Source organism: Streptomyces sp. NPDC058308, from assembly GCF_042880275.1.
Lineage (GTDB): Bacteria > Actinomycetota > Actinomycetes > Streptomycetales > Streptomycetaceae > Streptomyces.
The window spans coordinates 356,787-377,118 of sequence record NZ_JBHVZA010000002.1 but is presented as its reverse complement, the minus strand read 5'-3'; the positions used below and the strand labels follow the sequence as shown (position 1 = coordinate 377,118).

The 20,332-nt window shown below is 70.1% G+C and carries 16 protein-coding genes; 14 read left to right on the top strand and 2 right to left on the bottom strand.

What is annotated here, in order from left to right:
* The first annotated feature begins 3 nt into the window (after positions 1-3).
* From ACFVYL_RS04290 to ACFVYL_RS04225, 14 genes are all read left to right on the top strand, one after another.
* Complete coding sequence (locus tag ACFVYL_RS04290; RefSeq protein ID WP_389712774.1) at positions 4-1,962, top strand: peptidoglycan D,D-transpeptidase FtsI family protein; 1,959 nt, start codon at positions 4-6, stop codon at positions 1,960-1,962.
* Between the two features lie 27 nt (positions 1,963-1,989).
* Positions 1,990-3,678, top strand: a complete 1,689-nt coding sequence (locus ACFVYL_RS04285; protein ID WP_389712773.1) for a UDP-N-acetylmuramoyl-L-alanyl-D-glutamate--2,6-diaminopimelate ligase — start codon at positions 1,990-1,992, stop codon at positions 3,676-3,678.
* Positions 3,679-3,682: 4 nt separating this feature from the next.
* On the top strand, positions 3,683-5,098 hold the full coding sequence (gene murF, locus ACFVYL_RS04280; protein ID WP_389712772.1) for a UDP-N-acetylmuramoyl-tripeptide--D-alanyl-D-alanine ligase: 1,416 nt from the start codon (positions 3,683-3,685) through the stop codon (positions 5,096-5,098).
* Positions 5,095-6,165: a phospho-N-acetylmuramoyl-pentapeptide-transferase gene (gene mraY, locus ACFVYL_RS04275; protein WP_389712771.1), complete on the top strand. Its 1,071-nt coding sequence runs from the start codon at positions 5,095-5,097 to the stop codon at positions 6,163-6,165. Before murF ends, mraY begins: the two co-directional genes overlap by 4 nt.
* Complete coding sequence (gene murD, locus ACFVYL_RS04270) at positions 6,147-7,595, top strand: UDP-N-acetylmuramoyl-L-alanine--D-glutamate ligase (protein ID WP_389712770.1); 1,449 nt, start codon at positions 6,147-6,149, stop codon at positions 7,593-7,595. Before mraY ends, murD begins: the two co-directional genes overlap by 19 nt.
* A 49-nt stretch (positions 7,596-7,644) precedes the next feature.
* Positions 7,645-8,955: a putative lipid II flippase FtsW gene (gene ftsW, locus ACFVYL_RS04265; protein ID WP_389712769.1), complete on the top strand. Its 1,311-nt coding sequence runs from the start codon at positions 7,645-7,647 to the stop codon at positions 8,953-8,955.
* A 6-nt stretch (positions 8,956-8,961) separates the two neighbouring features.
* The gene (gene murG / locus ACFVYL_RS04260) at positions 8,962-10,056 is read left to right on the top strand and encodes an undecaprenyldiphospho-muramoylpentapeptide beta-N-acetylglucosaminyltransferase (protein WP_389712768.1); all 1,095 of its coding nucleotides are present in this window, start codon (positions 8,962-8,964) and stop codon (positions 10,054-10,056) included.
* A gap of 14 nt (positions 10,057-10,070) precedes the next feature.
* Positions 10,071-10,862 (top strand): cell division protein FtsQ/DivIB, encoded by a 792-nt coding sequence (locus ACFVYL_RS04255; protein ID WP_389712767.1) that lies wholly within the window; start codon positions 10,071-10,073, stop codon positions 10,860-10,862.
* 275 nt (positions 10,863-11,137) lie between these two features.
* Positions 11,138-12,376 (top strand): cell division protein FtsZ, encoded by a 1,239-nt coding sequence (gene ftsZ / locus ACFVYL_RS04250; RefSeq protein WP_389712766.1) that lies wholly within the window; start codon positions 11,138-11,140, stop codon positions 12,374-12,376.
* Complete coding sequence (gene pgeF / locus ACFVYL_RS04245) at positions 12,373-13,104, top strand: peptidoglycan editing factor PgeF (protein WP_389712765.1); 732 nt, start codon at positions 12,373-12,375, stop codon at positions 13,102-13,104. The genes ftsZ and pgeF overlap by 4 nt, the downstream gene beginning before the upstream one ends.
* A 6-nt stretch (positions 13,105-13,110) precedes the next feature.
* Positions 13,111-13,830: a YggS family pyridoxal phosphate-dependent enzyme gene (locus tag ACFVYL_RS04240; RefSeq protein ID WP_389712764.1), complete on the top strand. Its 720-nt coding sequence runs from the start codon at positions 13,111-13,113 to the stop codon at positions 13,828-13,830.
* 124 nt (positions 13,831-13,954) lie between these two features.
* Entirely contained in the window at positions 13,955-14,590 is a 636-nt protein-coding gene (locus ACFVYL_RS04235; RefSeq protein WP_361729959.1) for a cell division protein SepF, read from the top strand.
* 80 nt (positions 14,591-14,670) lie between these two features.
* Entirely contained in the window at positions 14,671-14,955 is a 285-nt protein-coding gene (locus ACFVYL_RS04230) for a YggT family protein (RefSeq protein WP_150166801.1), read from the top strand.
* Between the two features lie 55 nt (positions 14,956-15,010).
* Entirely contained in the window at positions 15,011-16,108 is a 1,098-nt protein-coding gene (locus ACFVYL_RS04225; RefSeq protein WP_389712763.1) for a DivIVA domain-containing protein, read from the top strand.
* A 232-nt stretch (positions 16,109-16,340) separates the two neighbouring features.
* Here ACFVYL_RS04225 and ileS read toward each other — a convergent pair whose 3' ends face one another.
* Both ileS and ACFVYL_RS04215 read right to left on the bottom strand, forming a co-directional pair.
* Positions 16,341-19,487 (bottom strand): isoleucine--tRNA ligase, encoded by a 3,147-nt coding sequence (ileS, locus tag ACFVYL_RS04220; protein ID WP_389712762.1) that lies wholly within the window; start codon positions 19,485-19,487, stop codon positions 16,341-16,343.
* A gap of 379 nt (positions 19,488-19,866) precedes the next feature.
* Positions 19,867-20,058 carry a DUF1059 domain-containing protein gene (locus ACFVYL_RS04215; protein WP_016643644.1) on the bottom strand — a complete coding sequence of 64 codons (192 nt, stop codon included), beginning with the start codon at positions 20,056-20,058 and terminating at the stop codon, positions 19,867-19,869.
* Positions 20,059-20,332 lie beyond the last annotated feature (274 nt).

Genomic DNA, 20,332 nt, shown 5'->3' with positions numbered 1-20,332 from the left:
CAAGTGTCCGACAGGGAACCCCCGCGGCGCCGGGTGCCACGACCCGCGAGGCCCGTGCGCCCCGCACGCCCCGGCGCACCCCGCCGCCCCGCGCCGGGCGGCCGCCCCGGCACCCGCCGCCCCGCGGCCAAGGGCAAGGGCCGCACCATCCGCCTGGGCAGCCCCCGGCCCCGGCTACGCATGGTCAGCCTCGGCCTGACCCTGGTGATGCTGGCCTTCGTCGTACGGCTGCTGCAGGTGCAGGCGGTCGACGCGAGCGCGTACGCCGCCAAGGCCGAGAAGAACCGCTACTTCACGCACACCCTGGCCGCCGAGCGCGGCCGCGTCACCGACCGCGGCGGCGTCGAACTGGCCGCCAGCGTGGACGCGTACGACATCACGGCGGACCCCACGCTGTTCACGCCGAAGGAGATGAAGACCAAGGACGCGCCCGAACAGGCGGCCGCGCTCCTCGCTCCGATCCTCGGCAAGGACGCCGCCGAGCTGACCGCGAAGCTCAAGAAGCCGGACACGCGGTACGTGCTGCTCGCCCGCCGCCAGACCCCCCAGGTGTGGAAGCAGATCAAGGACCTGCGCGGCGCGCTCGCCGAGCGGGCCGCCGCCGATCCTGCCTCCCCGAATGTGCTGGCCGGCGTCCTCGCGGACCCGAGCAGCAAGAGGGTCTACCCGAACGACGAACTGGCCGCCGGGATACTGGGCTGGGTCAATGCCGACGGCAAGGGCGCGGGCGGCCTGGAACAGCAGCTCGACAAGCAGCTCGCGGGCGAGGACGGCAAGATCAAGTACGCCCAGTCGGGCGGCCGCCGCGTGCCCACCGCGGGCTCCACGGAGACGCCCGCCGTGCCCGGCTCCGACGTCGAGCTCACCATCGACCGCGACATCCAGTGGGCCGCGCAGAGCGCCATCACCGAGCAGGTCAGGAAGTCCAGGGCCGACCGCGGCTACGTGATAGTGCAGGACACGCAGACCGGTGAGGTCCTGGCGATGGCCAACGCCCCCGGCTTCGACCCGAACGACCTCTCCCAGGCCAACGGCGCCGCGCTCGGCAACGCCTCCCTGCAGGACGCCTTCGAGCCCGGCTCCACCGCCAAGGTCATGTCGATGGCCGCCGTCCTTGAGGAGAACGCGGCCACCCCGGGCACCCACGTCACGGTCCCCAACCGGCTGCACCGCGGCGACCGGCTCTTCCAGGACGACATCGACCACCCGACCTGGCAGCTGACGCTCAACGGCGTGCTCGCCAAGTCCTCCAACATCGGCACGATCCTCGCCACCGGCGAGCTGGGCAGGACGCAGAAGGAGGCCAACCAGGTCCTCTACTCGTATCTGCGCAAGTTCGGCATCGGCAAGGAGACCGGGCTCGGTTTCCCCGGCGAGACGTCCGGCATCTTCGCGCCCGCCGACAAGTGGTCCACCTCGCAGCAGTTCACCATCCCGTTCGGCCAGGGCTTCTCGATCAACGCCATGCAGGCGGCCTCGGTCTACTCGACCATCGCCAACGGCGGCGTACGCATCGAACCCTCGCTGGTGCGCGGCACCAAGGGCCCCGACGGCCGCTTCACGCCCGCGCCCAGGCCGAAGAAGACCCGGGTGGTGAGCGAGAAGACGGCGAAGACCGTGTCGCAGATGCTCGAATCCGTCGTCGACGACGAAGAGGGCACCGGGGCCAAGGCCCGCATCCCCGGCTACCGCGTCGCGGGCAAGACCGGTACGGCCAACCGGGTCGACCCTGCGACCGGCCGCTACAAGGGCTACACCTCGTCCTTCGCCGGTTTCGCGCCCGCCGACAAGCCGCGCGTCACGGTCTACTGCGCGATCCAGAACGCCACCAAGGGCAGTTACTTCGGCGGCCAGATCTGCGGCCCCATCTACAAGGAAGTCATGGAGTTCGCCCTCAAGACGCTCCAAGTCCCGCCCACCGGAAGCGGCCCGGCCCGCCTCCCGGTGACCTTCAAGCCCTGAGACCGCCAGAACGACCAGGAACCGCCCGTGACAACGATCACCCCGGACCCGGGGAACCACCCCGCGCCACGCCCCTCACTTCGCCCCACGGGGGGTGCGCCCGGTACGCTCACCGCCGTGCCACACGCTGATCAGTCCCCAATCACCCAGAAAGGCGCTCCCGTGACATATCCGGGACCGCCGCGGCCCGTCCAGGTCTCCCCGGCCGCACTGACGGAGCTCGCAGCGCAGCTGGGCGTCGCCGAACCAGGGGACCCGGGAACCCCGGGCACCCCGGCACGTGCCGACAGCACGGAGATCACGGGCATCACGCACGACTCCCGCGCGGTGCGCCCCGGCGACATCTACGCCGCACTGCCCGGCGCCCGCATGCACGGCGCCGACTTCGTCGCCCAGGCCGCCGACCTCGGCGCCGCGGCCATCCTCACCGACCCGACCGGCGCCGAGCGCGCGGAGGCGACCGGCCTGCCGGTCCTGGTCGTCGAGAGCCCGCGCGCCTGCATGGGCGAACTGGCCGCGACGGTCTACGGCCACCCCGGCCGCGACCTGCTCCAGATCGGTATCACCGGCACGTCCGGCAAGACCACCACCGCGTACCTGATCGAGGGCGGCCTCAAGGGCGTCCGCTCGACCGGTCTCATCGGCACGGTCGAGATGCGCATCGGTGACGAGCGCATCAAGTCGGAGCGCACGACCCCCGAAGCCACCGACCTGCAGGCGCTGTTCGCGGTGATGCGCGAGCGCGGCGTCGAGGCGGTCGCCATGGAGGTCTCCAGCCACGCACTGGTCCTTGGGCGGGTGGACGGCTGCGTCTTCGACGTCGCCATCTTCAACAACCTCAGCCCGGAGCACATGGAGTTCCACTCCGGTATGGAGGACTACTTCCAGGCCAAGGCGCAGCTGTTCACCAAGCAGCGCTCCCGGCTCGGCGTGGTCAACTTCGACGACGAGTACGGGCGCCGGCTCATCACCGAGTCGGAGGTGCCCGTCACCACCTTCTCCGCCGAGGGGCACCCCGACGCCGACTGGCGCGCCGAGGACGTCGAGGTCGGTCCGCTCGACTCGACGTTCGTCGCGGTCGGCCCCCGGGGCGAGCGGATCACCGCCAAGTCGCCGCTCGCGGGCCCCTTCAACGTCGCCAACACCCTCGCCGCGATCGTCACGCTGGCCGTCGCGGGGATCGACCCGCAGCAGGCCGCCGACGGCGTCGCCGCGGTGCCCGGCGTGCCCGGCCGCTTGGAGCGCATCGACGCGGGCCAGCCCTACCTCGCCGTCGTCGACTACGCCCACAAGACGGACGCCGTCGAATCGGTCCTGCGCGCCCTGCGCAAGGTCACCGAGGGCAAGCTGCACATCGTGCTCGGCTGCGGCGGCGACCGCGACAAGACCAAGCGGATGCCGATGGGCGCGGCCGCGGCCCGCCTCGCCGACACCGCCGTACTGACCGCCGACAACCCCCGTGGCGAGGACCCCCTCGCGATCCTCGCCACGATGCTCGCCGGCGCCGCCGACGTACCGGCCCACGAGCGCGGCGACGTCGCCGTGTTCGAGGACCGGGCCGCCGCCATCCGCGCGGCCGTCGTCCGCGCGCGGCCGGGCGACACCGTCCTCGTCGCGGGCAAGGGCCACGAGCAGGGACAGGACATCGCCGGGGTGGTGCGTCCCTTCGACGACCGCCAGGTGCTTCGCGAAGCTATCCAGCAAACCCAGGGATGAAGTTGTGATCGCCCTCTCCCTCGCCGAGATCGCCACCGTCATCGGCGGGCAGACGTACGACATACCGGATCCGGCCATCCAGGTCACCGGACCCGTCGTCCGGGACTCCCGTGAGGTGGAGCCCGGCAGCCTCTTCGTCGCCTTCGTCGGCGAGCGCGTCGACGGCCACGACTACGCGGCCGACGTGGTCGCCGCGGGCGCGGTCGCCGTGCTCGCCTCGCGGCCCGTCGGCGTGCCCGCCATCGTCGTCGACGACGTCCAGGCGGCCCTCGGCGCCCTCGCCCGCCACGTGGTGAAGCGGCTCGGCGCGACCCTGGTGGCGCTGACCGGATCCGTCGGCAAGACCAGCTCCAAGGACCTCCTCGCGCAGGTGCTGCGGCGCAAGGCGCCCACGGTCTTCACGCCCGGCTCGTTCAACAACGAGATCGGTCTGCCGCTGACCGCGCTGAGCGCCACCGAGGGGACGAAGTTCCTCGTCCTGGAGATGGGGGCGCGCGGAATCGGCCACATCCAGTACCTCACCGGCCTCACCCCGCCGAAGATCGGCCTCGTCCTGAACGTCGGCACCGCCCACATCGGCGAGTTCGGCGGCCGCGAGCAGATCGCACAAGCGAAGGGTGAGCTGGTCGAGTCGCTGCCCGCGGACGGCGCCGCGGTCCTCAACGCCGACGACCCCCTCGTCCGCGCGATGGCTTCGCGCACGAAGGCCCGCGTCCTGCTCTTCGGAGAGGCCGACGACGCCGACGTACGCGCGGAAAATGTCCGGCTCACGGAGAACGGACAGCCCGCTTTTACGCTGCACACACCCTCCGGGTGCAGCGACGTGACCTTGCGGCTGTACGGTGAGCACCACGTGTCGAACGCGCTTGCCGCGGCCGCCGTCGCCCATGAGCTGGGCATGTCCGTGGACGAGATCGCCCTCGCGCTCTCCGAGGCGGGCACGCTGTCCCGCTGGCGGATGGAGGTCACCGAGCGCCCGGACGGCGTGACGGTCGTCAACGACGCCTACAACGCGAACCCCGAGTCCATGCGAGCGGCCCTGCGCGCGCTCGCGGCCATGGGCAAGGGACGTCGTACGTGGGCGGTGCTCGGTCACATGGCCGAGCTCGGGGACGAGGGTCTCGCCGAGCACGACGCGGTCGGACGCCTTGCCGTCCGGCTCAACGTGAGCAAGCTCGTGGCAGTCGGGGGCAGGGAAGCGTCCTGGCTCCAACTGGGCGCATACAACGAGGGTTCGTGGGGTGAGGAGTCGGTGCACGTGTCCGACGCACAGGCGGCGATCGACCTGCTGCGCAGCGAGCTGCGCCCGGGAGACGTCGTGCTGGTGAAGGCGTCCAGGTCGGTGGGTCTCGAGCGGGTCGCCACGGCGCTGCTCGACGACACCGCGGTGTCTTCTGAGGGGCAGGTCTCCGGCCGATGAGGCAGATCCTCTTCGCGGGTGTGATCGGGCTCTTCCTGACCCTGGTCGGCACCCCGCTGCTGATCAAGCTCCTGGCCCGCAAGGGCTATGGCCAGTTCATCCGGGACGACGGCCCGCGCGAGCACCACAGCAAGCGCGGTACGCCGACGATGGGCGGTATCGCCTTCATCCTGGCCACGCTCATCGCGTACTTCCTCACGAAGGTCATCACCGGCACGGAGACCACGCTCTCCGGCCTCCTGGTGCTCTTCCTGATGGCGGGCATGGGCCTCGTCGGCTTCCTCGACGACTACATCAAGATCGTCAAGCAGCGCTCGCTCGGTCTGCGCGCCAAGGCGAAGATGGCCGGCCAGCTGATCGTCGGCATCGGCTTCGCCGTGCTCGCGCTGAACTGGCCGGACAACCGCAACCAGACCCCGGCCTCCACCAAGCTGTCGTTCGTCACGGACTTCGGCTGGTCGATCGGCCCGGTGCTCTTCGTGGTCTGGGCGCTGTTCATGATCCTCGCGATGTCGAACGGCGTGAACCTCACCGACGGCCTCGACGGTCTCGCCACCGGCGCCTCCGTGATGGTCTTCGGCGCCTACACCTTCATCGGTGTCTGGCAGTACCAGGAGTCCTGCGCCAACGCGGTCACGCTGACCAACCCGCAGGCCTGCTTCGAGGTCAGAGACCCGCTCGACCTCGCGGTCGTGGCCTCCGCGCTCATGGGCGCCTGCTTCGGCTTCCTGTGGTGGAACACCTCGCCCGCCAAGATCTTCATGGGTGACACCGGCTCGCTCGCCCTCGGCGGCGCGCTCGCGGGTCTCGCGATCTGCTCCCGCACGGAGCTCCTCATCGCGCTCCTCGGCGGCCTCTTCGTCCTGATCACCATGTCCGTCGTGATCCAGGTCGGCTCCTTCAAGCTGACCGGCAAGCGGGTCTTCAAGATGGCTCCGCTGCAGCACCACTTCGAACTCAAGGGGTGGTCCGAGGTCCTTGTGGTGGTCCGCTTCTGGATCATCCAGGGCATGTGCGTGATCGTCGGCCTCGGTCTCTTCTACGCGGGATGGGCAGCCGAAAAGTGACCTCTGCGTCCGACTGGCAGGGCAAGAACATCACCGTCGCCGGTCTCGGCGTGAGCGGCATCAGTGCCGCCCGCGCCCTGGCCGGCCTCGGCGCGTCGGTGACCGTCGTGGACGGCGGCTCCGGGCAGGCGCATCAGGAGCGTGCCGCCTCTCTGGAGAGCACGGGTGTCTCCGTACGCCTGGGAGACGCCGAGACGCTGCCCGAGGGCACCGACCTGGTGGTCACCTCGCCGGGCTGGCAGCCGTCGTCGCCGCTGTTCGCCGCGGCCGCCCAGGCGGGCGTGGACGTCATCGGCGACGTCGAGGTCGCCTGGCGCCTGCGCGGGCCCGACGCGGCCCCCTGGCTCGCCGTCACGGGCACCAACGGCAAGACCACGACCACGCAGATGCTCGCCTCGATCCTGCACGCGGCGGGCCTGCGCACGGCCGCCGTCGGCAACATCGGCACCCCGATCGTGGACGTGGTCCTTGAGGGCGACGAGGCGTACGACGTGTTCGCCGTCGAGCTCTCCTCGTACCAGCTGCACTGGGCGCCCTCGCTGCGCGCCCACTCCGCGGCCGTCCTGAACCTCGCACCCGACCACCTCGACTGGCACGGCTCCATGGCGGCGTACGCCGCCGACAAGGGCCGTGTCTACGAGGGCAATCAGGTCGCCTGCGTCTACAACGCCGACGCCCGCGACAAGCCGTCCACCGAGGACCTGGTCCGCGAGGCCGACGTCGAAGAGGGCTGCCGCGCCATCGGTTTCACGCTGAACGCGCCCGCGCCCTCGCAACTGGGCGTCGTGGACGGCATCCTGGTCGACCGTGCCTTCGTGCCGGACCGCCAGAAGCAGGCCCAGGAGCTCGCCGAGATCTCCGACGTCCAGCCGCCCGCGCCGCACAACATCGCCAACGCGCTGGCCGCGGCGGCCCTCGCGCGCGCCTTCGGCGTCGAGGCCACGGCCGTGCGCGACGGGCTGCGCGCCTTCCGCCCGGACGCCCACCGCATCGAGCACGTCGCCGACGTCGACGGCGTGGCCTACGTCGACGACTCCAAGGCCACCAACACCCACGCCGCGCAGGCGTCGTTGGCGGCGTACGAGTCGATCGTCTGGATCGCCGGCGGCCTCGCCAAGGGGGCCACCTTCGACGAGCTCGTGGGCGCCGCCGCGAAGCGTCTGCGCGGTGCCGTCCTCATCGGCGCCGACCGCGAGCTGATCCGCGAAGCCCTCGCGCGACACGCCCCCGAGGTCCCGGTCGTCGACCTCGACCGGACCGACACTGGGGCGATGTCCGAGGCGGTACGGCGGGCGGCGGAGCTGGCTCAGCCGGGGGACACCGTGCTGATGGCTCCGGCCTGTGCGTCGATGGACATGTTCACCAACTACAACAAGCGTGGGGAAGCGTTCGCGGACGCCGTCCGCGGACTCGGCTCCGCGCGCGCCTGACCGGGCCCCTGTCCCGGCGGGGCGCCGGGCACACCCTTGGGAGGGGAACGTGGCCAGGTCTTCCGTGCGGGTCGCCAGACGGCCGGCTCCGGTACGCGCCAGAGGAGCCTCCCACCCTCCGGGCGAGAGCGGGCTCCGGCGGCTGCGCGCCCGGGCCCGCCGGGCGTGGGACCGGCCCCTCACCGCGTACTACCTGATCTTCGGCAGCAGCCTGCTGATCACCGTGCTCGGCCTGGTGATGGTCTACTCGGCCTCGATGATCCAGGCGCTGCAGCTGAACCTGCCCGCCTCGTACTTCTTCCGCAAGCAGTTCGTGGCCGCCGTCCTCGGCACGGTCCTGCTGCTGATCGCCATGCGGATGCCCGTCAAGCTGCACCGGGCGCTCGCCTACCCGATCCTCGCGGTGACCGTCTTCCTGATGGTCCTCGTGCAGATCCCGGGGATAGGGCGCAGCGTCAACGGCAACCAGAACTGGATCTACCTGGGCGGCCCCTTCCAGCTGCAGCCCAGTGAGTTCGGCAAGCTCGCCCTGGTCCTGTGGGGCGCCGACCTGCTCGCACGCAAGCACGACAAGCGGCTCCTGACCCAGTGGAAACACATGCTGGTGCCGCTCGTGCCGGTCGCCTTCATGCTGCTCGGACTCATCATGCTCGGCGGCGACATGGGCACGGCGATCATTCTCACGGCGATCCTTTTCGGACTGCTGTGGCTCGCGGGCGCACCCACCCGGCTCTTCGCCGGTGTGCTCAGCATCGCGGCCGTGCTCGGTGTGATTCTCATCAAGACCAGCCCCAACCGCATGGCCAGGCTCGCCTGCATCGGCGCCACGGATCCCGGGCCCGGCGACCAGTGCTGGCAGGCCGTGCACGGGATCTATGCCCTGGCCAGCGGCGGACTCTTCGGTTCCGGGCTCGGCGCGAGTGTGGAAAAATGGGGTCAACTGCCCGAACCGCACACCGACTTCATCTTCGCCATCACGGGGGAGGAACTCGGCCTGGCAGGGACACTGTCGGTGCTCGCCCTGTTCGCGGCTCTAGGCTATGCGGGTATCCGCGTGGCCGGACGCACGGAGGACCCCTTCGTGAGGTATGCCGCGGGAGGCGTGACCACCTGGATCACGGCCCAGGCCGTGATCAATGTCGGTGCGGTGCTCGGTCTGCTGCCGATCGCCGGTGTCCCGCTCCCGCTGTTCTCCTACGGGGGTTCGGCCCTGCTGCCGACCATGTTCGCCATCGGACTCCTCATCGCCTTCGCGCGATCGGACCCCGCGGCGAAGGCGGCCCTGGCCATGCGGCAACCTCGGGTGAGATGGAACACGATGAGACGGCGCGTCAAGGCGCGTTCGTCCGGAGAGCGGTGAATTTCGGTGCATGTCGTACTCGCCGGTGGGGGGACCGCCGGCCACATCGAGCCCGCGCTCGCCCTCGCGGACGCCCTGCGGAGGCAGGACCCGACCGTGGGCATCACGGCCCTGGGCACGGAGCGCGGACTCGAGACCCGACTCGTACCCGAGCGGGGCTACGAACTGGCGCTGATCCCGGCCGTACCCCTGCCGCGCAAGCCCACCCCTGAGCTGATCACCGTCCCGGGGCGGCTGCGCGGCACCATCAAGGCGGCCGAGCAGATCCTGGAGCGCACCAAGGCGGACTGCGTGGTCGGCTTCGGCGGCTATGTCGCCCTGCCGGGCTACCTCGCGGCCAAGCGGACCGGGACGCCGATCGTCGTGCACGAGGCCAACGCGCGGCCCGGCCTCGCCAACAAGATCGGCTCGCGGTACGCCCACGGGGTGGCCGTCGCCACCCCCGACAGCAAGCTGCGCAACTCCCGCTACATCGGCATCCCGTTGCGGCACACCATCGCCACGCTCGACCGGGCCCGGGTCCGCCCGGAGGCGCGCGCCGCCTTCGGTCTCGACCCCAACCTGCCGACGCTGCTGGTCTCCGGCGGCTCGCAGGGCGCCCGGCGGCTCAACGAGGTCGTCCAGCAGGCCGCTCCGGTCCTGCAGCGCGCGGGCATCCAGATCCTGCACGCGGTCGGCCCGAAGAACGAATTGCCGCAGGTGCAGCAGATGCCGGGGATGCCCCCGTACATCCCGGTACCGTACGTGGACCGGATGGACCTCGCGTACGCCGCGGCGGACATGATGCTCTGCCGCGCGGGCGCGATGACCGTGGCCGAACTCTCCGCCGTCGGGCTGCCCGCCGCGTACGTCCCGTTGCCGATCGGCAACGGCGAACAGCGGCTGAACGCCCAGCCGGTGGTCAAGGCGGGCGGCGGACTGCTTGTCGACGACGCGGAACTGACCCCCGAGTGGGTCCAGGCCAATGTCCTGCCCGTGCTTGCCGATCCGCACCGGCTGTACGAGATGTCCCGCGCCGCCTCGGAGTTCGGCCGCAGGGACGCCGACGAGCTGCTCGTCGGCATGGTGTACGAGGCGATTGCGTCACGCCGCAACGCGTGAGAAGGCAGGGGACCGTGGCCGGACCGACCACCGCCGAACGGCAGCAGAAGAAGTCCGGCCCGGCCCGCCCGCCGCGCGTCCGCCGCGTCAGGCTGCCGCGTTCGCGCACTCTGATTGTCATTCTGGTCCTCGTCGTGCTGCTCGGCGCCGGTGGCGTCTGGGTGCTCTACGGCTCGCAGTGGCTCCGGCTGGAGCGCGTGCAGACGTCGGGCACCCGGGTGCTGACGCCGCGAGAGGTGCGGGAGGCGGCGGACGCCCCCCTCGGAGCACCACTGATTTCGGTCGATACGGCGGCTCTCGAAGACCGGCTGCGCTCGAAATTGCCCCGAATTGACGCGGTTGACGTCGTCCGGTCCTGGCCGCACGGAATCCGACTCGAAGTGACGGAACGTAAGCCGGTTCTGCTCATCGAAAAGGGCGGAAAGTTCGTCGAAGTGGACGCCAAAGGAGTGCGATTCGCCACGGTCGAGCAGGCGCCGAAGGCGGTGCCGCGCTTCGAATTGGCGCCGGACCGGGAGAGCGGCGCCGCGAGCCTGCGCCGCTTCGGCACCGGCCGGCTGCTGCGCGAAGCGGTGCGGGTCGCCGGTGACCTGCCCGAAGCGGTCGCCCGCGATACCCGGAACGTCAAGGTCCGCTCGTTCGACTCCATCTCGCTGGAGTTGAGCGGCGGCCGCACCGTCGACTGGGGCAGTGGCGAGGAGGGGCACACGAAAGCCCGGACCCTCACCGCGCTCATGAAAGCGGCGCCCAAGGCAGGGCACTTCGATGTGAGTGTCCCCACCGCCCCCGCGTCAGCGGCGAGTTGACGCATATCCACGCAGGCCAGCACCCTGGTTCGGCAGCGCTACGGCTGATCACATAGGGTGAAAAGAAAAACGGGAGGTTCGGCGTGTTCGTTGAACGTGCGCCACTTGTCGACTTAGTGTCCTGTTCGGAAGAGTCCAGGGAACAGACACACTGGTAACCCTAAACTTCAGCGTTAGGGTTCGGGTCGGCGTTCGGACCGTCCCATTCGGCATCAGTCGCCGCCTCGCATCGATGCGAAACGGCGACACGTAACTCGAGGCGAGAGGCCTTCGACGTGGCAGCACCGCAGAACTACCTCGCAGTCATCAAAGTCATCGGTGTCGGCGGCGGTGGTGTCAATGCCATCAACCGGATGATCGAGGTCGGTCTCAAGGGCGTCGAGTTCATCGCCATCAACACCGACGCGCAAGCCCTGTTGATGAGCGACGCCGACGTCAAGCTCGACGTCGGCCGTGAACTCACCCGCGGCCTCGGCGCCGGCGCCAATCCGGCCGTCGGCCGCAAGGCCGCAGAGGACCACCGCGAGGAGATCGAGGAGGTCCTCAAGGGGGCCGACATGGTCTTCGTCACCGCCGGCGAAGGCGGTGGCACCGGCACCGGCGGCGCACCCGTCGTCGCCAACATCGCGCGCTCGCTCGGCGCCCTCACCATCGGTGTGGTCACCCGGCCGTTCACCTTCGAGGGCCGTCGTCGCGCCAACCAGGCCGAGGACGGCATCGCGGAGCTGCGCGAAGAGGTCGACACCCTCATCGTCATCCCCAACGACCGGCTCCTGTCCATCTCGGACCGCCAGGTCTCCGTCCTCGACGCCTTCAAGTCGGCGGACCAGGTCCTGCTCTCCGGTGTCCAGGGCATCACCGACCTCATCACCACGCCCGGCCTGATCAACCTCGACTTCGCCGACGTCAAGTCGGTCATGTCCGAGGCCGGTTCGGCGCTCATGGGCATCGGCTCGGCCCGCGGCGACGACCGCGCGGTGGCCGCCGCCGAGATGGCGATCTCCTCGCCGCTGCTCGAGGCGTCCATCGACGGCGCCCGCGGCGTGCTGCTCTCCATCTCCGGCGGGTCCGACCTCGGCCTCTTCGAGATCAACGAAGCGGCCCAGCTGGTCAGCGAGGCCGCGCACCCCGAGGCCAACATCATCTTCGGCGCCGTCATCGACGACGCCCTGGGCGACGAGGTCAGGGTGACCGTCATCGCGGCGGGCTTCGACGGCGGACAGCCACCGTCCAAGCGGGACACCGTCCTCGGCTCGGCATCCGGCTCCGCCAAGCGCGAGGAGCCCGCGGCGCCGTCCCCGGCGCCGTCCCGTCCCGCTGAATCGTCCCGCCCGTCCTTCGGCGGCCTCGGCAGCGTCACTTCGCGCGATGAGCCCTCGACCCCGGAGCCGGCCGAGTCGGCCCCGGTGAGCGAGACGCCCTCCGCGCCCTCGGCCCCGCCGCAGGTTCCGCCGGCCCGTCCCTACCAGGACAGCCAGGCCGAAGAGCTGGACGTGCCGGACTTCTTGAAGTGATAAGCGAGCACAGCACCGCGAGCGGCGCGCACTTCGCCTTCACCGACAGGTGGGGCGGGGTGAGCGCCGTTCCGTACGAAGAGCTCAACCTCGGCGGCGCGGTCGGCGACGACCCGGAGGCCGTGCGCACCAACCGCGCCCTCGCCGCCAAGTCCCTCGACATCGACCCGGACCGGGTGGTCTGGATGCGCCAGGTGCACGGCCGCGACGTCGCGGTGGTCGACGGGCCCTGGGGCGCCGACGCCGAGATCCCGGCCGTCGACGCGGTGGTGACCGCCCGCGAGGGTCTCGCCCTCGCGGTCCTCACCGCCGACTGCACGCCCGTCCTGCTCGCCGATCCGGTGGCGGGGGTGGTGGCCGCGGCGCACGCGGGCCGGCCCGGCATGCTGGCGGGGGTCGTTCCCGCCGCCGTCGAGGCCATGGTGCGGCTCGGCGCGGACGCCGGCCGCATCGTCGCCCGCACCGGACCCGCGGTCTGCGGGCGCTGCTACGAAGTGCCGGAAGCGATGCGCGCCGATGTCGCCGCCGTCGAACCCACGGCGTACGCCGAAACGAGCTGGGGCACGCCCGCGGTCGACGTGAGCGCCGGGGTGCACGCCCAGCTGGAGCGGCTCGGGGTGCGCGACCGGGAGCGGTCGCCGGTGTGCACCCTGGAATCCGGTGACCACTTCTCGTACCGCCGCGACCGGACCACCGGTCGTCTCGCGGGCTATGTCTGGCTGGACTGATAGGGCATGACGGAGCGTAAGTCTCAACTCGCGGCAAATCTGGCGAAGGTCGAGGAGCGCATCGCCGCGGCGTGCGCGGCGGCCGGGCGCAAGCGGGAAGAAGTGACCCTCATCGTGGTCACGAAGACCTATCCCGCGAGCGATGTGCGGATCCTGTCCGAACTCGGCGTGCGGCACGTCGCGGAGAACCGCGACCAGGACGCGGCGCCGAAGGCGGCGGAATGCGCGGATCTTCCCCTGACGTGGCACTTCGTCGGTCAATTGCAGACCAACAAGGTGCGTTCCGTGGTCGGTTATGCCGATCTGGTGCAGTCGGTGGATCGTCCCAAGCTCGTCACAGCTCTCTCGGCGGCCGCCGCGGGTGCGGAGCGCGAGCTGGGGTGCCTCATCCAGGTGGCGCTCGACGCCGAGGAGAACGGCAGGGGCGAGCGCGGGGGCGTGGGCCCCGGCGGAATCGAGGAGTTGGCCGGTCTCGTGGCCGGGGCGCCGGGACTGCGGCTCGATGGTCTGATGACCGTCGCGCCGCTCACCGGGCCGTATGCGGGGCGGCAACAGGCGGCGTTCGAGCGGTTGATGGAATTCTCAACCCTCATGCGCGCGGCTCATCCTGCTGCGAACATGGTGTCGGCAGGGATGAGTGCGGACCTCGAGCAGGCCGTTTCGGCCGGGGCGACACATGTGCGCGTCGGTACGGCGGTACTCGGAGTCCGACCCGGGCTCGGGTAACGTCGCCAAGAAGTCGGACCACAGCAGAAAATATGGTCATTCTCGCTGTTGGGCGGGGAGGCCTCGTGGATCGCGGGCAGTTGGTGACGACAGCCGATCCACCACAGAGCGGAGGACTCAGAGCATGGCCGGCGCGATGCGCAAGATGGCGGTCTACCTCGGCCTCGTGGAGGACGATGGGTACGACGGTCCGGGGTTCGACCCCGATGACGAGTTCGAGCCCGAGCCGGAGCCCGAGCGCGACCGCAGAAGGCACGAACCGTCGCATCAGTCGCACCAGTCCCACCAGTCGCAACGGGACGAATCGGTACGAGTGGTGCAGCCACCCGCCCAGCGTGAACCGGCGCCCCATTCCGCTTCGCTAGCCGCGGAATCCGGACGTCCGGCACGAATCGCCCCCGTGGCATCCATCACACCTGAACGCCAGAGCCTGGAGAAGAACGCGCCGGTGATCATGCCCAAGGTCGTGTCCGAGCGGGAGCCTTACCGCATCACCACATTGCACCCGCGGACCTACAACGAGGCCCGTACCATCGGGGAACACTTCCGTGAAGGCACTCCGGTGATCATGAATCTGACCGAGATGGACGACACGGACGCGAAGCGACTTGTCGACTTTGCGGCCGGTCTGGTCTTCGGTCTGCATGGCAGCATTGAACGAGTGACGCAGAAGGTGTTCCTGTTGTCGCCTGCTAACGTCGATGTAACGGCGGAGGACAAGGCTCGCATCGCAGAGGGCGGGTTCTTCAACCAGAGCTGAGACGCAGTGATGCAGTAGTTGCCGTAGACGCAGTACCGGAACGACGAAGTACGAGTAACAGGGGAGAGGGAACCGCGAACATGAGCGTGGTCGTGCAGGTGCTTTACATCGCGCTGATGTGCTTCCTCATCGTGCTGATCTTCCGGCTGGTCATGGACTACGTCTTCCAGTTCGCCCGCTCATGGCAACCCGGCAAGCCGATGGTGGTCGTTCTGGAGGCCACCTACACTGTCACTGATCCACCGCTCAAGCTTCTGCGGCGGTTCATTCCGCCGCTGCGTCTCGGGGGCGTGGCGCTCGACCTGTCCTTCTTCGTACTGATGATCATCGTCTACATCCTGATCCACATCGTGAGTCAGCTGTGAGTGCGATGTCTAATACGGTCTTGCCGAATGCCGACGACTACGTTGAGGTGAAGAGATGCCGTTGACCCCCGAGGACGTGCGGAACAAACAGTTCACGACCGTCCGCCTCCGAGAAGGCTATGACGAGGACGAGGTCGATGCCTTCCTCGATGAGGTCGAAGCCGAACTGACCCGCCTGCTCCGCGAGAACGAGGACCTGCGCGCCAAGCTCGCCGCGGCCACCCGTGCCGCCGCGCAGAACCAGCAGCAGGGCGGAATGCGCAAGGGTCCCGACGGGCCCCAGGACCAGCGCGGTCCGGGTGCCCCCGTGCCTGCCGCAATATCTGGTCCGCAGCCGGTCCCGCCGCAGCAGCAGCAGATGGGCGGCCCCATGGGCGGCCCGCCGCAGCTGCCGGGCGGTGCGCCGCAGCTGCCCGCAGGCCCCAGCGGGCACGGCCCGCAGGGCGGTCCGCAGGGTCCAGGACCGATGGGTCAGGGTCCGATGGGCGGCCCCATGGGCGGTCCCATGGGCGGCCACGGTCCGCAGATGCCGCAGCCCGGTCAGGGCCCCGGTGGCGACAGCGCCGCCCGTGTCCTCTCCCTCGCGCAGCAGACCGCTGACCAGGCGATCGCGGAGGCCCGTTCCGAGGCCAACAAGATCGTCGGTGAGGCGCGCTCGCGCGCCGAGGGCCTCGAGCGCGACGCCCGTGCCAAGGCCGACGCCCTGGAGCGGGACGCGCAGGAGAAGCACCGCGTCGCGATGGGCTCCCTGGAGTCCGCTCGCGCCACGCTGGAGCGCAAGGTCGAGGACCTGCGTGGCTTCGAGCGCGAGTACCGCACGCGTCTGAAGTCCTACCTGGAGTCGCAGCTGCGCCAGCTGGAGACCCAGGCCGACGACTCGCTGGCTCCGCCGCGCACTCCGGCCACCGCCTCGCTGCCGCCGTCCCCGGCGCCGTCGATGGCTCCGGCCGGTGCGGGTGCCCCGTCCTACGGCGGCAACCAGTCGATGGGCGGCAACCAGCAGGGCGGCGGCCCGTCCTACGGCGGTGGCCAGCAGCAGATGTCCCCGGCGATGACCCAGCCGATGGCGCCGGTGCGGCCGCAGGGCCAGCAGCCGATGCAGCAGGCCCCGTCGCCGATGCGCGGCTTCCTCATCGACGAGGACGACAACTGACGGGCGTGAGCACGCCATAGGCGTCGGCAGCGTTCAGGGCCGGGCCCCCGGATCTTTCCGGGGGCCCGGCCCTTTGTGCGCCCGGCGCATGGGTGCAGAAACGTTCATCTGTACGTGGGTACGCAACGCCGAAGGCCCGGCCCCGCCAAGATCTTTGGCGGGGCCGGGCCTTTTTACGGGGGCCTTCGTACGGGCTTTCGTGCGAGCAGCGCTGGGCCCGTCGCGCGAGCGCTTACGCCTTGCGGAGGCGGAACGTCAGCTTCAGGGAGTCGTCCGTGAACGGCTCCCCGAACGTGTCGTCCGCCTCACCCGAGGCGAACTCCGTGGCGAGGACTTCATCGGAGATGAGCCCGGAGTGGTCGGACAGGGCCGTGACGACCTCCGCGTCCGGGGAGGTCCAGCGCAGGACGATCCGGTCCGCGACGTCCAGGCCGCTGTTCTTGCGGGCCTCCTGGATGAGCCGGATCGCGTCACGGGCCAGGCCCGCCCGGCGCAGCTCCTCGGTGATCTCCAGGTCCAGGGCGACCGTGGCACCGGACTCGGACGCCACCGACCAGCCCTCGCGCGGGGTCTCCGTGATGATGACCTCGTCCGGGGCGAGCGTCACCGTCTCGCCGTCGACCTCGACGGAGGCCGTGCCCTCGCGCAGGGCCAGGGACAGCGCGGCCGCGTCCGCCTCGGCGACGGCCTTGGCGACCGCTTGGACGCCCTTGCCGAAGCGCTTGCCGAGGGCCCGGAAGTTCGCCTTGGCGGTCGTGTCCACCAGGGAACCGCCGACTTCGGAGAGTGACGCCAGCGAGGAGACGTTGAGCTCCTCGGTGATCTGCGCGCGCAGCTCGGGACCGAGCGTCTCGAAGCCGCTCGCGGCGACGAGCGCGCGGGACAGCGGCTGACGGGTCTTGACGCCCGACTCCGCGCGCGTGGCACGGCCGAGCTCGACCAGGCGGCGTACGAGGAGCATTTGCTTGGAGAGCTCGGGGTCGATCGCCGAGAGGTCGGCCTCGGGCCACGAGGTCAGGTGCACCGACTCCGGGGCATCCGGGGTGACGGGCACGATCAGGTCCTGCCAGACACGCTCCGTGATGAACGGCGTCAGCGGGGCCATCAGGCGCGTGACCGTCTCGACGACCTCGTGCAGGGTGCGCAGCGCCGCCTTGTCGCCCTGCCAGAAGCGGCGGCGCGAGCGGCGGACGTACCAGTTGGAGAGGTTGTCCACGAAGACCGAAAGGAGCTTGCCCGCGCGCTGGGTGTCGTAGCTCTCCAGGGCCTGGGTGACCTGGTCGGTCAGTGCGTGCAGCTCGCTGAGCAGCCAGCGGTCCAGGAGCGGGCGGTCGGCGGGCGCCGGGTCGGCTTCGCTGGGCGCCCACTCGGCGGTACGGGCGTACAGCGCCTGGAAGGCGACCGTGTTCCAGTACGTGAGGAGCGTCTTGCGGACGACCTCCTGGATGGTGCCGTGGCCCACGCGCCGGGCCGCCCAGGGGGAGCCGCCGGCTGCCATGAACCAGCGCACGGCGTCGGCGCCGTGCTGGTCCATGAGCGGGATGGGCTGGAGGATGTTGCCCAGGTGCTTGGACATCTTGCGGCCGTCCTCGGCGAGGATGTGGCCAAGGCAGACCACGTTCTCGTAGGACGACTTGTCGAAGACGAGGGTGCCCACCGCCATCAGCGTGTAGAACCAGCCGCGCGTCTGGTCGATGGCCTCCGAGATGAACTGCGCCGGGTAGCGGCTCTCGAAGAGCTCCTTGTTCTTGTACGGGTAGCCCCACTGCGCGAACGGCATCGAGCCCGAGTCGTACCAGGCGTCGATGACCTCCGGCACGCGCGTGGCCGTCGATCCGCAGCCCTCCTGCGGGCAGGTGAAGGTGACCTCGTCGATGAACGGGCGGTGCGGGTCGAGGTCCGACTGGTCGGTGCCCGTCAGGTCGGAGAGCTCGGCGCGCGAGCCGACGCAGGTGAGGTGGTCCTCCTCGCAGCGCCAGATGGGCAGCGGGGTGCCCCAGTAACGGTTGCGGGAGAGCGCCCAGTCGACGTTGTTGGTCAGCCAGTCGCCGAAGCGGCCGTGCTTGACCGAGTCCGGGAACCAGTTGGTCTTCTCGTTCTCCTGGAGGAGGCGGTCCTTGATGGCCGTGGTGCGGATGTACCAGGAGGGCTGCGCGTAGTAGAGGAGCGCCGTGTGGCAGCGCCAGCAGTGCGGGTAGCTGTGCTCGTACGCGATGTGCCGGAAGAGCAGGCCGCGGTCGTCGAGGTCCTTGGTGAGCGTTTCGTCGGCCTTCTTGAAGAAGACACCGCCCACGAGGGGGACGTCCTCTTCGAAGGTGCCGTCCGGGCGGACCGGGTTCACCACCGGCAGGCCGTACGAGCGGCAGACCTTGAGGTCGTCCTCACCGAAGGCGGGGGACTGGTGGACGAGGCCGGTGCCGTCCTCGGTGGTGACGTAGTCGGCGTTGACGACGTAGTGCGCGGGGGCGGGGAACTCCACGAGGTCGAAGGGGCGCTGGTAGGTCCAGCGCTCCATCTCGGCGCCGGTGAACGTCTGGCCGGTGACCTCCCAGCCCTCGCCGAGTGCCTTCTCGACGAGTGGCTGGGCGACGACCAGCTTCTCTTCACCGTTCGTCGCGACGACGTACGTGACGTCGGGGTGCGCGGCGACCGCGGTGTTGGAGACGAGGGTCCACGGAGTGGTCGTCCACACCAGGAGGGCCGCCTCGTCCGCCAGCGGGCCGCCGGTGAGCGGGAAACGGACGTAGACGGAAGGGTCGACGACCGTCTCGTAGCCCTGCGCGAGCTCGTGGTCGGAGAGGCCCGTGCCGCAGCGCGGGCACCAGGGGGCGACGCGGTGGTCCTGGACGAGGAGGTCCTTGTTGAAGATCTCCTTCAGGGACCACCAGACCGAATCGACGTACTCCGGGTTCATCGTCCGGTATGCGTCGTCGAGGTCGACCCAGTAGCCCATGCGGGTCGTGAGGTCGGCGAAGGCGTCGGTGTGCCGGGTCACGGACTCGCGGCACTTGGCGTTGAACTCGGCGATGCCGTACGCCTCGATGTCCTTCTTGCCGTTGAACCCGAGCTCCTTCTCGACCGCGAGCTCGACCGGGAGGCCGTGGCAGTCCCAGCCGGCCTTGCGGGCGACGTGGTAGCCCCGCATGGTGCGGAAGCGCGGGAAGACGTCCTTGAAGACGCGGGCCTCGATGTGGTGGGCGCCCGGCATGCCGTTGGCGGTCGGCGGTCCCTCGTAGAACACCCATTCGGGGCGGCCCTCGGACTGCTCGAGGCTCTTGGCGAAGATCTTCTGCTCGCGCCAGAAGTCGAGCACGGCGTGCTCAAGGGCGGGCAGGTCGACCTGGGCGGGCACCTGGCGGTACTGCGGTTGCGTGTTCAACGCGCTTCCTCCGGCGGACGATTCCGTTCCGTCGGAGGGACGAGAGCCACTTGTCGCGCTCCCGCGGTACCACCCTCCTTGGCCTTCCTGCTGCGCGGGTGGCGCACGGGAAAGCCCCCTCATTGGGGTTGCGAAGCCGGGTCTACTGGTCCGCTCCGGGCCGAGGCCCGCCGCGGGTGGTTCTTCCGGCGGCTCCGGGGTGATCTTCACGTCGCGCTGGCCCCCGGGCTCACACCGTCCCCGGGTCGCTCATGGCCGCGTACGCCGCTACTCGTCCCCATCCACGCTTCTCGCTGGGCCCAGTGTACGGGGCCGGGGCGGACGCGGCCGACCGGTTATCCGGGCCCGGCCCGGTCGTCTGGGGATATGACACAGGCTCTCAGGCGTGCTGGGGGACCTCGTCCCGGAGGGAGTCGCGGACCATCTTCCGCAGTTCCGGGCTGTCGGTGTGCCCGTGCACGGACACGGCGTGCTCGCTGGCGGCGCGGACCACTTCCTCCTCTTCTCCGGAGATGGCGAGGGTGCAGTGGGTCTCGCTCGGGAATTCTCGGCAGTCGGCTGTCTTGCGCATGATGCACCTTCTTTGATTACGCACCATTTTATGCCGGTTTCGGGCCTCGGAGCGGGCTCATATCCGGTGCCGTCGGGGCCACGGGGGACTGACCCGAATGGCGACATGCGGAGCGTCGGGATCCTGGCCCGCCGTGCCCGGCGGATTACCGGGCCGGGAGCTGGGAAAGACGCATGCATGCTCGTCGCGCGGTGGCCGCGGGGCGGGCGGATCGGGCGGCGTGCCCCGTTGCCGCGGGCCTGGAGTCGATTTATCGTCCCAGCACGATTCGCGA